Here is a 13,493-nt window from a genome sequence, read left to right as displayed (position 1 = left end):
TGTTGTCGAAGTCTAACACGGCGTTCCCCTTCTTGTCTTTCAGCCCTTACCAACCGGGCGAAATCCTGCGAATAAGCAAGCATTCGTGAGAAAAACATATCGTACCAAGGGAGCTTAATAGGCGTTGCCAGTCTAATACTTTATTTTCCCAGTCTACAACTTTATTTTTCGAGTCTATAACTTTATTTTCTTCTGACAGCAGCTTCACTGTACAGCTGGTTGCCGTGGCCGTACCGACGATCCAGGTTTGCACAATAAATTGCAACAATAAACTAAAAACCACGCTGGATGGGCGCGGTTTCATCAAAATATAAAATTTTATTTAAAACCACCGCTTATATTCTTATATTCTCTATTTGTTTAACCTTATAAAATAAATTAAAGATTTTAATATAGCCTTGCTCTAAGTCTTTACCGAAACAATCAATGATATAATTGGATTTTTTTGTAAGACCAATGCTTTATTTAGATAAACAAGAGGGTCTTTGATGTCTATTTCAAAAAACACACCATATGAATTCATAAAATCAACGTCTTTTCTTAATTCTTCTACATTATGGTTCTCTAAATACATCAAGCGTTTCTTATCCAAATCGATCTCAATTTGAAGATTTTGTAGTTTGTCTTCATACTCTAATACGAGTTCTTGGTATCTAACAATTTCTGTATCATTCTTATGGCCCGATCTCAATAAAGCTAAGTTTAAAAAATTTATATGATTTTTGTAGAGGTCTAGAGTACTCAAATACATTTCATACATACGATCCTTTCGTATAACATCATTATTAATAGAATCTTTATAGTCATAGAGGCTAGTTTGACCATACATTTTATTATAACGCCCATCTAATAATAGAGATTCCCTATTTGTGTTGTATATAAGAATATATCTTTCGATATATCTGATTTCTCTTAATGCCACTTTTAACGAAATTCTTTGCATTTTGAATAGTTTGTTCAAATACCTTTTAGGTACACTGAATTTGATGTTTTCAAGTGTTTTAAGAAATTTGTTATTAATCGAGTTTAAAATGAACCATAGTTGTTCTAAATAACTAAATGAAACTTCTTCGTTCTTGTCAAACATTCTCTTGAAATTAATTGTGAAATTCATTTTGTATCCCTCCATTTTTCATTGTTTTTATCCATCACCCAAATGCACCCTTCATTTAGAACCTAAAGTTCCTAATGGTCCGTGGCTGTTAGGCGAATATAAATTGCAGGGTTTAATAAAAGCATTTCAGAAAAAAGAAAAAGCCCCAATACACCAGGGCTGGCGGTTTCGGATATGACTGGAATTACTTTGTAACTGGCAATGAAATTTGAATCATTTCCATTTTTGCATTGTTGTCCGCAGGGATACCTCTTCCATCTCGAATGCGCGCTTCAAGTTCCATTAGAAGTAAATCCTTTGCATTTTCTCGAACTTCTGCTAGCGTTTCACCACGCGCACCGAGTCTAAGAGCGGGAATGTAAGCAATAAAGTCGTTTTCTGCAGCGTCTCCCTCAATCATCACCTGAAATTGTAATTCATTAATATTATTTTGAGCTGTCATAATAAAACCTCCCGTTTTCTTATTAGTAATAGGGTCCGGATTCAACGGGCACCTAGTTGGAGAATAGAAGGGATTTGGCAAACAATATGCTTGGCCGCTTCCATCCTCCTCAAGGTGTCCGTTACTTATCCAGCTGCTTTCTGCAGATGATCTACGAGATTTTTCTCTCTTTTGAATTCAAATACTCGTTTTAGATCACCTGTAAATACATTTAAAACATATAGTCGATCATCGTTACTTTGTTTTTTGTTCTCAAAGACTGACTGTCCTTGAAGCCATTCTTTTTGAAACTCCGCCACTTGGTTCATATCATTGAGCGGAAAAAGATGGGTTCCGTAGTCGTATACATACCAAGCGAATAAGCTTGGTTCTTTGCATCTTTCAAGTGTAAGACGATCGTTAATTTCAAAGTCAGATAGAAACTTTGCATTGATGATTACTGATTGAGCAATCTTCTGCATGTTCCCTAGTAACGAGGGAAGTGATTTATTGATTTGTTTTTCTTTGAATATTGTCATAAAATTACCCTCCTAAAAAAATATATTTATAAGAGATGACGATCAGAATAGAGGAAGCTGGTCCTCTTTAGTGAAGGCTGATAGCGAATACGATTTGCCGTCCTTGCTCTTCATGGTATGACCGATATCGAGCTCCATTTGCTTCAGATATTCCCAATCTTCAGGAAATAACTTTGACGTTTGCTGCAGCTCCGCACAAGTATTGAAAATGCAGAATTTGCAAGAGCAACGGGTGACCCATTCATAACAGGGGTGTAACTCGATGTCATGATCGGCGGCTAACTGGCGGACCTGGCTTTTCAGCATGTCCTTAATAGGCTTCAACCAGTGGACGACTCGATTCTTTCTTCCGACAGCGTGAGAAGAGTGCAACTGAAACACATTTTTCGCTGCTCGTTCGGTAGATTCTTCCGAACGTTCCCCAGTCAGTAAAAGAATCTTACAATTATCGAATTGGCGAACCCATTTCGCATATACATCTCGTTTCATGTATGAAGTGCAGAATCGGCATTTTGAATCTGGAAACATGCCACGATCGCGAATCCTCTCTTCGAGACTCATGTCTCCCCATATTATTATTATGGGGATTTCCAGGGTTTTGCTAAGATACTGCAGGTATTCATCGGTTTGAGGCCAGTCAAACAATTGTCGCTTTGACTTATCATTTGGATTGCCATCAACACGCATGTGAACCATTTTGATTTTATCCTTTGGAATGTGGTACCCGTGTATGGCAATCAATACGGTAGCCACGCTATCAGCTCCTCCAGATACGTTCACATGCACCTCATCATACTCATGAAGCGGGAGCATTTCAGAAGGTAATACCGGCAGAACATAATCTTCTGCACTTCGTATAATTTTCCAATTCACCACGTTAACCGACATTAGCTGTATCCTCTCCTTCAGCGAAGGAAAACAGAAATTCGCTATTATCAGATTTTTGCTGATGAAGTACAAATGCCCCTTCAGGTGAGAATAATAGCCCATTCTGACCATTTGAGAGATTGAACGACATATTCATCTTGTCATACCTGAGTCGGCCACCTGCATGCAGCAGAGCGTCTTCTAAGATCTTTCGGTTTACGGGTTGCAGAGCATCCTCCATACAAAAATATGTTATCTGATGGGATCGCGCTGTTACCCAACCTCTTGGGTTACTTTTGCGGTTAGGTTTAACCTCAGTTTCCCATGGACCTTGAATAATGACATAATGACCTTGGTAACAGCAGGACTTAACGTGAATACTCCAACAGTCTTTTTGTAGGTAATAATGATAGCGATAGGTAAGGGTAAACATCGGCATTACCCGTTATGTGTCCCTTTTCCCCCGCTTCGCACCGTGCGTGCGACTTTCACCGCACACGGCGCTCCATCAATCCTACCCTTCGAGTCCCTATCTCAACTTATTTCTGAAATCTTTGATTTTCTTCCAAGCTTTTGTATTTTTGTGTTCGTAATCGTTGCCGTCATGAATCATGCTATGGCAATAATTATGCACACTCGCCATATTCGTTACACGGTTGACTAAGTTCATAGGTAGATTTGGGTTGATATGGTGAGTATGTACGTTTGAGCTTAAAAGTAACTCTCCGCATACCCGACATAATCCCTTGTCTCTATTGAAGGCGTAAGGTCTGTTAAGAAGATATTCAAAGTTGTATAGAGGCTTATTGTTTTGTAACCCAATGACCATAGACAGCGATTCGCTGAGTAGCTCATCGGCACGCACAATAAGAGGTTTCTTCCCAGTACGTTTTTGATACTTCGACCTTCCTGCAAGAGTATAAGGTGTTTCATCCTGATTCTTATATAGCGGTTGTTTCCATTTGCAGAAGCCGAGGTTTGTAATGCCAACCGTCATGTTTCTGTAGCGGATCGCCGGAATCGTAACCTTATATTCCGAATGTACAGACGGTAAGTTATGGACGGTATTGGCTGGACTTCTGAATCCACCGTGTTTTCGTAACGTTTTGACCGCTGCCCATTCAAGAGTACGTGAGTACCTTTGCAAATCAACATGAACCCATGTAGCAATTTCGTAGTATTGGATAATTCCGCGTATTGAAGAGTTAATGACGTTAATTTCGTGGATCATTCGTTCTCTGAAGCTGTCGTCTCCATTGGAGCGAAGCCATCTGAGCGATTTAATCCGCCTATGCAACTCATTGACTTTTGTCTTCAATCTTTCTGGGTTGGGCCTTGTTCGGGTAATCCAACCTTTGCGGGATTTCCCAACTACTTCCTTGATGTTGAAACCAACAAATTGGGCGGGTTTATTTCGAATATTGGTAATAAGCGTCTTCTCTTCGGAAAGCTTGAGTTTCAACTTAGTATCCAAGTATTTTGAAATTCTCCGTTTCCATTTTTCGGCGTTGCTTTTAGTGTCTGTTATTAACACCCAATCATCGGCATATCTGACAAGGTGGTTTAAGGTTAGTACGTAGCAACTGGGCTTGTATTCTGCTGTCCCTATTTGCGTACTTAATCCTTGTGGACTTTTCTTCCCATTCCCGTGTAATCCACTTGTCGAGGCAATCGAGGTATGCGTTTGCGAGTAAAGGAGAAATGATACCTCCTTGAGGGGTTCCCAAGGGGTTGATCTTGAGCTCGTCCATGATACCCGCTTTAAGCATAGATTTGATGATCATCAGAACTCTTTGATCGCGAATACCTATACTCCATAATTTTTTAAGAAGTATACGGTGGTTTACATTATCGAAGAATTTGCTGATGTCACCTTCGACGACCCAATGATAACCAGTGCTATGGGTGATGTGAGTCAACCTTCCGATCGCCATGTTTGCGTCACGCATCGGTCTAAATCCATAGGAGTGCTTGAAGAACTGCGCTTCTAGGATAGGCTCGATAACAATCCGCACACATTCTTGAACTATCCTGTCGATGATAGCTGGAATCCCAAGAGGTCGGTTTTCGGATTTGCCGGGTTTAGGGATTAATACTCTCCTAACCGGCAGTGGGCGGTACTGCTTAAAGCAGGCCTTAACCCTACCAATGACCTCTGAGTATTCTTTCTGCAGGATATTAATCCGCAGTGTTTCTTCATCCGACCCACTTGTCTCGCTACCTTTATTGGCTTTGATGTTGTGAATCGCTGTGAGAATAGTTGCGTCGGCTGTCATGATTTCTAACAGACCTTTGAAGGTCGGCCGTTCGTGGTTTTCAACTGCGCACTTAGTTTCCGTGTAAAGATTGTCTAATACCTCTTTAAGCTCAGATTCTGATTTCGGATAGTCGAATTTTTGGACCAGTGCGACCACCTCCTTAAAGGTTTTGCCGTACTGACTTTAGTCAGGTTTGCACAACGGCTTCCTCGACAGGTTGAGTGGACTCAAATGATAGAATTGACTATGCCCCTTCGCCATGTGCTGGGCTTTCCCAAGCTCGGACTACTACGGGCTGCTGCCCTTCGGATTCAACATCCATTTCCTTATGTTTGGAAGCATCGGGATTTACTTCCCTTGGCATCTTCCTCCGAAGTTCCGATGTTCCTCTTGTCCTAGCTTTACAAATAGCCGTAGCCTTCTCCTCTGATCCGTCAACCACCTATTTGTCCGTTGTTGGAGGACTGTAGGCACATGCCCGTGATGGACACATATCGCAAAGGCAATAGTCAAATACCTCTGCCACGATTGAACCCACTTATATGGGCGAGAGTCTTCTTGTTCGACTCCCTCAAACTTACGAACCGTAATAATAGAGATTCAATTTCTTTAGGCATAGCAATTTTATAGCCCCCCGACTACTTTCTCTAACCACTTCACAGGTCTGATTTTCGCCGACTTCACCGAGCTTCATACATCCATCAAGTAACTGATGAATGCATGTCGGAGGATCAGGGAAAGAATGCCAACATTCATTCTTTAGTAGGAACCTCCCCTACCAATTTGGACAAGAAGTTAGGTAATTTGAAAATTACCCCCTAGTTTTGTTGCGTATTTCTACGCAGATTGTCTAGGAACACCGCGCACGACTATCGCTTTGTATCCCTTTGAAGACGCCATTGAATAACCTCCTGTTTTGGGCAAAAAAAAGCTATAGAAACACAAAAAGACACCAAAGGTGTCATGCGTCTCCATAGCTAAAAAAGCCCTAATATATATGCCGAGTTCTCCGGCTTGCACCTTCTTTGTCGAAATTCAGCGACAAAGACAAACAAATCACAACGTAATAAGACAATATTAGTATATCTAAGGTATTACGTCAATATAAAGAGCGTGAGTCATCGACATAACATATTTATCTAAGATAGATGATTGAGTAGGACGCTTTCGCGTCCCCTCCATCAACTGTTTTGTCTTACAGGGCTGATAACCGGTTAGGATTCAAATGAACATCATCCGAATATATAGGGCGGCAATTACCTGTATTGGCAGAAAAATTAGCTACATTTATAAGTACACAATCAGAAGCAAATAGTTCATTTATAACAGTGGAAATTTGTAAGGCAGCATACTCGTTTGAGATCATGCGTTGTGGCTGATAAGGTTCGACGCCGCAGCTATGAGAGGGTGGGATTGGATCTTTCGCATCGATGGGGTAAACCTCATCAAGCGGTGGGAGTATTACGCTCCCTTTTTTCTTCACTCCTACGACGACTTGTCCAGAATAACCACTTTGTAGATGCTCTTGCCTTTCTTCGTTCGTCCATTCTTCGGGTTCTCTATTTCCATCAGGTATATAAACGCCCTCGATACCAGCGTCGATGTAAATGAGGTCGTCCGTTTTTTTGAAAAAATCATTCATAATTTTGCGGGAAAAGTCATTGTCAACCGCCCCGATTAATACCTTCTGGAGATGCTTTCCGCTCGTTTTTAAATAATCCGTATGTGAGAAAAGGTCTTCTAGTTGATCAACTGATTCGATATACGCATCAGCGAATGAACCGATTTTCAATCCATAAGTCCCTCCGTATCGCTTAGCTAACACATCAGCCTTTTTCTTTCCGATATCGGAGCCAATAAATGGCTGACGAAGTAGATTCTTTTCTTCGACTGTATCGGGATCGGCCAGCATGAGAAATGAGGAAACCCCTGTAAAAGCGCTCATCATCTTAGCAATACGCTGGACGGCATAACCTCCATTACCCCCACAGCCAATCATAACAATATAATAGTATATCTTGGATATTTTTGTTTCTCCGTAAGATTTAACTGAATCCTTATCGTGATACCCGAGTATATTAATCATATTAAATTCCTCCATTAGTTAATTGTCTAAATTTCATATGAACACGTTTGTTCCATCCTTCTGGATAAGAAACAGGATCAAGCACTTTTACCTTATCCTCTGGATAGTTTCCTTCAACAATGGCGTTAGGCTTGATGGGAATAAATCGACCGGCTACCCCAGCACGGGTGCAAAGATCGTAAGTGATCTGACAGACTCCCTGCTGCAGGCGCCCAACCACACCGTATAACATTGTACCTAACTCATCTTCATTGTCTACGTTGCTGAAGTATGCTTCCATTGTGTTATGAGAATGGATTTCCGCAACCTTGATATAGTGCAACGGAACTTCACTATAATGTGGATCGATGGAAACCTTTGTAACAATTTGGAATGGTACATCCAGGACGTAACGTTCATCTTCCGTATCCCAATAGAAAACGCCCATTACTTCAACTTCGTGCATGGCGTAGTCTGAAAAGAACGAAATCAATTGTGCAAATAGATATTCAGGAATCTTCGGCAGCTTCATTTTAAATCCATCTTTGCAAGACTCCAATTCCTCTACAATAGGTGCTTTAGCAATGAATACACCAATTGCATTTTATGACGATAGGTAAGGGGGTGCGTCAGCATTACCTGTTACGGCCCCTTTTCCCCCGTCTCACACCGTACGTGAAAGTTTCCCTTCATACGGCGTTCCATCAATTCGATCTCAACTCACCCATTCAACTTTTCTCTAAAACCGAGAATTTTTCTCCAGATTTTGCTTCCGAGATATTCAAAGTCGAAATCACTATGAATTGTACGGTGACATCCGATATGAACACTTGCGAGATTTGGAATGCGGTTTACCAACAATGGTGGTAGTGCAGGGTTGATGTGATGCACATGGATGTTATCCGCTGATAGCGGATTTCCACATACCCGACATTTCCCCTTGTCGCGATTAAAGGCATACGGACGGTTCAAGAAGTATTCGAATGTATACAGGCGCTCTGTTTTGCCGATCGCAAGCAGTGTAATGAGGCTATGACTGAGAATTTCGTCAGCCCTAACACTCACTGGTCGCTTGAGGGATCGATGCTCGTATAACAATCGACCTTCTTTAGTAAACGGACTTTCGTCCGGATTCTTGAGCGTGCCCTTCTTCCATTTACAGAAGCGAAAGTCAGTAATCCCTATTTTCCAGTCGTTTAACTGGATGAAAGGGATTTTTGAGTCGTAGCTAGCGTGAATGGATTGGAGGTTATAAACCTCTTTAGCTGGGCAAACCCCGCCTCCGTATTTTGCGACCACCTTTCTACCGAGAAAATTAAGAGAATTGGCGTATTTCGCCATATAGACGTTAACCATGGTCGAGGATTCGTAGTAGTTTACAACTCCTCTGATTTTGCTGTTCAGTCGGTGGATATCGCTGACCAGTTGTTCTTTGAAGTTGACGTTATTGATAATACGAACCCGCCTGAGATTTCTTGTGGCGGAGCGAATTTCATCGATTTTACTTCTTAGTCGCTCGGGGTTAGGTCGGGTACTGGTCACCCAGTTATCCGGCCCATTCTTTCGCTCTTTGAAGTTAAATCCTACGAATTGAATCGGTCGTTTCCTTACGTCAGTTATAAGAGTCTTTTCCTCAGAGAGTTTCAACTTTAGTTTGACGTCAAGGAATCTGGAAATGCGTCTCTTCCATTTTTCTGCACTAGATTTTGTGTTGGTAATGAGTACCCAGTCGTCAGCGTACCTCACAAGGTAAGCAGGTTTGAGATTGGAGTGATTCCTTAATGCCCTTAACCTATTGTCATTCATAGTGTAAGGGTGTCGGGTTTTCTTCTCTTCCCATTCCCTGATTAGCCATTGGTCAAAGGTATCAAGATATGCGTTGGCAAGTAGGGGAGAAATGATTCCGCCTTGGGGTGTCCCAAGCTGATTAGTCTTCATTTCGTCCATGATACCGGCTTTGAGCATGCCTTTAATTATCATCAAAACCCTTTGATCTCTGATTCCCATGTGCCACAACTTCCGTAGAAGGATGGAATGGTTCACGTTGTCGAAGAATTTGCTGATATCCCCTTCTATAATCCAATGATATCCTGTATGTTTCACTTGAGTAGTCGTTCTAGCCAATGCCATGTCTGCGTCTCTCATCGGTCGGAACCCATAAGAGTGTTTGAAAAATTGAGCCTCAAGGATTGGTTCGATTACCATGCGGATGCACTCTTGAACAATGCGATCGATGATCGTTGGAATTCCTAGTGGTCGTTTCTCTCTCTTTCCTGGTTTAGGGATATACACCCTTCTGACGGGATTGGGTCTATAATGCTTGAAGCACTCCTGCACCCTAGAGATGACTATTTGGTAATCCTGTTGGAGAATGTCCCTTCTTAAACGTTGGCTATCGGAACCAGGAGTTTCACTGCCCTTGTTTCGCTTGAGTTTATGAATAGCAGACAGGATAGTTGGCTCGGCCGACATTATTTCAAGTAAGCCTTTGAATCTGGGCAAATCGCCGCGTGATACTGTATCTCGGCTCTCCGAATAAAGCTTATCAATAGTCTCCTGAAGATCAGTTTCCGATTTTGGATAGTCGAATTTTTGAGCCAATGCGACCACCTCCTTTGTGAGGATTCGCCGTATTGACGTTAGTCAGGTTTGCACAACGGCTTCCTCGACAGGTTGATGGATGCTTTGAGTTCAAACTGACTATGCCCCTTCGCTCCGTGGGCATTACCCCACTTCAATGCTACTACGGGCTGCTGCCCTTCGGATTCAGCAATCATTTCCTATTGCTTAGGGTCATCGGATCCTATCATCCTTTGCATACCCTTCCGAAGTTCCGTCGTTCCTTTAATCCTAGCCTTTGAAAACTAGCCTTAGCCTTCCTCTATACTCCGTCAACCATCCTTTTGCCCTTGGTTGGAGGGCGCAGGACACTATCTAATAGAAGACAGTACAGAAATGGTCATACGCGAGAACCATTCTGCGATTGAACCCCCAAACGGGGGCGTCCAACTTTTTATTCGTCGAACTCTACGTTACGAAGCGTACCTCCGAGGATTCCTTCCAACACAATGTGTTCTGTAGGCATAGCTAGCTTATGGCCCCCCGCTTACTTCGCTAACCGCTTTCCAGGTCTGCTTTCAGCGCCTTCACCGAGTTTCATACCTACAACAGATAGATGATGTGGGCATGTCGGAGTATTAGGGATGGTTTGCCAACCTTCAAACCATAGCAGGTACTTCCCCTACCTATTCGGACTAAAAGTTAGAATCCAGTGGATTCCCCTAGTTTTATTGCGTGTCTCCACGCAGATTGTCTAGGAACAACGCACACCACGTACTTCGTAATACCCATCTCGAGCAGCAAGTATGTTGATAGGTTCTTTTTTTTCAAAAAGATCCTTTGAGCGAAAAAAGAAGCCTTTCAGCCCTTGGCTGAATGAGGCTCCTTTCTTACCGCCAGTGACCATGGGGCAGATAATGTTCTTTCTCTCATCCCACTCCATTTTAGTCCGCTGTTTTGACAGCTCCGGAAAGTCTTTCTCCAAACGCTTACGAACGTTCTCTAGATCGAGAGTGGCCAGTTTTTCTTGATCGAAGAACTTAGTGATCAGGAATTTATGTCCTGCATAGCAGATATACGTGACATGGTTAAATGCTGGCTTCTTCTCTTCCTTTTTGGCTTCTGTATTTCCAGTGGTTACGGTAGACTTCAAATCCGATTTGACGATTTCTGTATTTGCTGACATACCTCCAAGTTCGGCGTATTCAGCAGCAACTTCGTCCTCTTCAGGATCTTCACTTAAAACATCTTCATCTTCGCAAGCATCATCTGGTTGTTCTTTTGGGCTTTTATTCCCTCTGAGCCTATCAGATGCGAGATAAACGACTTTATTTTTATCAGTCCCGGTTTCGCACGTATCATTTGAACGATCATCGGCTGCAGATCCAGCTGTTGCATCAGATGCTGATCCCATTTCGCCTTCAGGAGCGGGACTGCTAATCGGTTTAGTTGAAGAATTAGAATCATCGACTCCAAAGTAGGAAAACAGATCATGTGACATATAAAAAACCTCCAGTTAATTTATGTTTATGAATTACCACCAATTAAAGCTAGATAGAGGATGTGAATTTTTTGATCCATTCTTGGAATGTATACCCTGTTGCTTTCAGGTATTCATCCGGAAATTTCTTGCCCTTAAGCAATCCGACCAGTTCACGATAAGTCTTCTTACTGTTATTTGCAGAGTGGTAATAGCAGTCTGAATTGGGCGAATTAAAGAATAGATCCGGAAATGTGCTGAGCTGCGATATGCGTTCGATTATAGGAAGCTGCTGTCCACCCCAACACACGGAGAAGTCTTCTTTGACATTCGTATAGGGATAAAAGTAAACTGCTGCATCTTCAATATTAATCGCATCGCTCGCGAGCGCTCCAACATAGACATCCATAATATGAAGTTCCTTTTTTTGCAATTGTAATTTGAAAACCATTACTATTCTCGGGAAAGGAACGCCTTTGAGAACCGCTTCGTGATAAAAAGCGGTACGTTTATGCGCTGGTATCTCCATAACACAATACCTTTGCATTGGACCTTCAAAATACATTATTGCGTTCTTCGGCAATATAGGTGTTTGAATTGCGTTATACTCTAGGGATTGCATAATGGCCCTCACAACAGCTTCATGTGAGTATGCCCCACTCCCCATACTAACGCCGTTTGAAAACTCTTCAATTGAGGGCATACCATGTTCCTGAATTGTAATGACCATCTTCGTCCCGGTTTCTTTTTCAATTTGTGCAGTCTGATTACTCACGCTGCCACTTCCCCTCTATTAGTTTGAATTGCCTTCTTATCAAGAATCGTATTCAGCATATTGATCATAGTTTCGTACGAGAGCGCGTCATTAGGATCAAGAAGATCAAGAAGATGCTTGAATTCCAACTGCTCTAAGATCAGTCCAAACACAACATCTACGTGTTCCCCTAACGAAACGGAGATCGAAACACCGAGACGATCATGAACAATTTTTGTCAATACAAGATTCTTCAGACCGTTCACGATCTTTTGTTTCCGATTTCGGATTTCCTCTCGAACAATATTTCGAATGGCTACCAGTTGCTTTAGCATTGGTGAGTACAAACCCATTTCATTGGTCAGTGTGATGTGAAGAGAGTCCCCTGTTACTGTGCCTTCCATTTCAAATTCACAGAAATAATCATCGCTGTGTGCCATCATATTCACAAACATGGTCTTGTACTTTCCATGCTCGGATTGATTGACAATTCGAAAAAACTCGATGAGTTCTGGCATAGGAATATGGAAACTATTTATCGACTGTCCATATTCATTGACAGTTTCAAAGGTTCGGACAACATCACCGAAAACACGTATCATACACTTCCAGAAAATATTTGCCTGATTGCCAAACTCATAAATGTAGTAGTTGATAGGATCTTTTACTACATCGCAACCTGCATCATACACGATTTTGATGAGATTCATCGCATCGTACTGAGCTTGCATTTGAGAGACTTGTTCTGCACACAAATAAGATTTTTCCAAATTACCTCCACCCCTCTTAAAAGAATTCGACGTTTTCTGTCTGCTTCTCTGGTACTGAGTGCTTGATTGCGAAGACGACCTCGGTATTATGCAGAAACTCATGAATGGCGTTTCCTTCATTCGGACATTGTTCTGCGTCGCTATCGTGCTCGAGTTCGTAATCCGTATACTCAGAATCAACGTAATTCATCGCGTGATCGAGAGCCTGCTCTGCCTCCGATAATGTAAATGAACTCCAATCTACTGAAGCACTATCGGTATTATGGTGGGCAATATCGATTGCACGAAATAATCCTGGTGAATAACTCTGCTGGTATTCATCACGTTTGGGCAAACTTTCTCTTAATCGATTAAGGTTAATCCTCATCCTGTAAATATCCTCCCTTTTTTGGGCATAAAAAAAACCGGGAACAAAAAAAGCATGCCGAAATAGGCATACTTAATGTTCTCCGGTTACTACACCCTGTTGTTTAATGACGGTCGTTGACCGATTTTACCCGTTCTTTGCCGAATCAATGACAGCAAAGAAAATTTAAAGTTAACCTCGTAATGACAACATTATATCATACGTGCTTGAGAGGATAAAGAAATAAAAGAGGGTGTCTCAAAAGCCATAGGCTTTAGAGGCACCCTCTCTTCAATGTTTTGAAATCTGTAAAAAACAAA

General features: G+C 41.8%; 13 protein-coding genes. All 13 read right to left on the bottom strand.

Features of this window, described 5'->3' with window-relative positions:
- Positions 1 to 403 precede the first annotated feature (403 nt).
- On the bottom strand, positions 404 to 1,114 hold the full coding sequence (locus tag BK120_RS33975; RefSeq protein WP_076271885.1) for a hypothetical protein: 711 nt from the start codon (positions 1,112 to 1,114) through the stop codon (positions 404 to 406).
- Positions 1,115 to 1,298: 184 nt separating this feature from the next.
- Complete coding sequence (locus BK120_RS33970; protein WP_256711116.1) at positions 1,299 to 1,556, bottom strand: type II toxin-antitoxin system HicB family antitoxin; 258 nt, start codon at positions 1,554 to 1,556, stop codon at positions 1,299 to 1,301.
- A gap of 125 nt (positions 1,557 to 1,681) precedes the next feature.
- Positions 1,682 to 2,074 (bottom strand): hypothetical protein, encoded by a 393-nt coding sequence (locus BK120_RS33965; protein WP_076271884.1) that lies wholly within the window; start codon positions 2,072 to 2,074, stop codon positions 1,682 to 1,684.
- Between the two features lie 42 nt (positions 2,075 to 2,116).
- Positions 2,117 to 2,962: a phosphoadenosine phosphosulfate reductase domain-containing protein gene (locus BK120_RS33960; RefSeq protein ID WP_076271883.1), complete on the bottom strand. Its 846-nt coding sequence runs from the start codon at positions 2,960 to 2,962 to the stop codon at positions 2,117 to 2,119.
- Between the two features lie 508 nt (positions 2,963 to 3,470).
- Positions 3,471 to 4,415: a hypothetical protein gene (locus BK120_RS36250; protein ID WP_256711115.1), complete on the bottom strand. Its 945-nt coding sequence runs from the start codon at positions 4,413 to 4,415 to the stop codon at positions 3,471 to 3,473.
- Between the two features lie 64 nt (positions 4,416 to 4,479).
- Complete coding sequence (locus BK120_RS36245) at positions 4,480 to 5,355, bottom strand: reverse transcriptase domain-containing protein (protein WP_256711114.1); 876 nt, start codon at positions 5,353 to 5,355, stop codon at positions 4,480 to 4,482.
- A gap of 1,039 nt (positions 5,356 to 6,394) precedes the next feature.
- Positions 6,395 to 7,285 carry a ThiF family adenylyltransferase gene (locus tag BK120_RS33945; protein ID WP_076271881.1) on the bottom strand — a complete coding sequence of 297 codons (891 nt, stop codon included), beginning with the start codon at positions 7,283 to 7,285 and terminating at the stop codon, positions 6,395 to 6,397.
- A 1-nt stretch (position 7,286) separates the two neighbouring features.
- Complete coding sequence (locus BK120_RS33940) at positions 7,287 to 7,796, bottom strand: hypothetical protein (protein ID WP_076271880.1); 510 nt, start codon at positions 7,794 to 7,796, stop codon at positions 7,287 to 7,289.
- A 188-nt stretch (positions 7,797 to 7,984) separates the two neighbouring features.
- Positions 7,985 to 9,865, bottom strand: a complete 1,881-nt coding sequence (ltrA, locus tag BK120_RS33935) for a group II intron reverse transcriptase/maturase (protein ID WP_076271879.1) — start codon at positions 9,863 to 9,865, stop codon at positions 7,985 to 7,987.
- Between the two features lie 712 nt (positions 9,866 to 10,577).
- On the bottom strand, positions 10,578 to 11,324 hold the full coding sequence (locus BK120_RS33930) for a hypothetical protein (protein ID WP_076271878.1): 747 nt from the start codon (positions 11,322 to 11,324) through the stop codon (positions 10,578 to 10,580).
- A 49-nt stretch (positions 11,325 to 11,373) separates the two neighbouring features.
- Positions 11,374 to 12,078 (bottom strand): hypothetical protein, encoded by a 705-nt coding sequence (locus tag BK120_RS33925; RefSeq protein WP_256711113.1) that lies wholly within the window; start codon positions 12,076 to 12,078, stop codon positions 11,374 to 11,376.
- On the bottom strand, positions 12,075 to 12,827 hold the full coding sequence (locus BK120_RS33920; protein ID WP_076271877.1) for a hypothetical protein: 753 nt from the start codon (positions 12,825 to 12,827) through the stop codon (positions 12,075 to 12,077). The genes BK120_RS33925 and BK120_RS33920 overlap by 4 nt, the downstream gene beginning before the upstream one ends.
- Positions 12,828 to 12,843: 16 nt before the next feature.
- Complete coding sequence (locus tag BK120_RS33915; RefSeq protein WP_076271876.1) at positions 12,844 to 13,194, bottom strand: hypothetical protein; 351 nt, start codon at positions 13,192 to 13,194, stop codon at positions 12,844 to 12,846.
- Positions 13,195 to 13,493 lie beyond the last annotated feature (299 nt).

This window comes from Paenibacillus sp. FSL A5-0031 (assembly GCF_001956295.1).
GTDB lineage: Bacteria > Bacillota > Bacilli > Paenibacillales > Paenibacillaceae > Pristimantibacillus.
Note: the sequence above shows the minus strand (reverse complement) of the source record. Positions and strands in the feature narration are given on the sequence as shown.

What these genes read in the sequence shown, in the direction of transcription:
- BK120_RS33975 (WP_076271885.1), bottom strand. Translation starts at nt 1,114, where the DNA reads ATGAATTTCACAATTAATTTCAAGAGAATGTTTGACAAGAACGAAGAA.
- BK120_RS33915 (WP_076271876.1), bottom strand. Translation starts at nt 13,194, where the DNA reads ATGAGGATTAACCTTAATCGATTAAGAGAAAGTTTGCCCAAACGTGAT.
- BK120_RS33965 (WP_076271884.1), bottom strand. Translation starts at nt 2,074, where the DNA reads ATGACAATATTCAAAGAAAAACAAATCAATAAATCACTTCCCTCGTTA.
- BK120_RS33970 (WP_256711116.1), bottom strand. Translation starts at nt 1,556, where the DNA reads ATGACAGCTCAAAATAATATTAATGAATTACAATTTCAGGTGATGATT.
- BK120_RS33945 (WP_076271881.1), bottom strand. Translation starts at nt 7,285, where the DNA reads ATGATTAATATACTCGGGTATCACGATAAGGATTCAGTTAAATCTTAC.
- BK120_RS33930 (WP_076271878.1), bottom strand. Translation starts at nt 11,324, where the DNA reads ATGTCACATGATCTGTTTTCCTACTTTGGAGTCGATGATTCTAATTCT.
- BK120_RS33960 (WP_076271883.1), bottom strand. Translation starts at nt 2,962, where the DNA reads ATGTCGGTTAACGTGGTGAATTGGAAAATTATACGAAGTGCAGAAGAT.
- BK120_RS33940 (WP_076271880.1), bottom strand. Translation starts at nt 7,796, where the DNA reads ATGAAGCTGCCGAAGATTCCTGAATATCTATTTGCACAATTGATTTCG.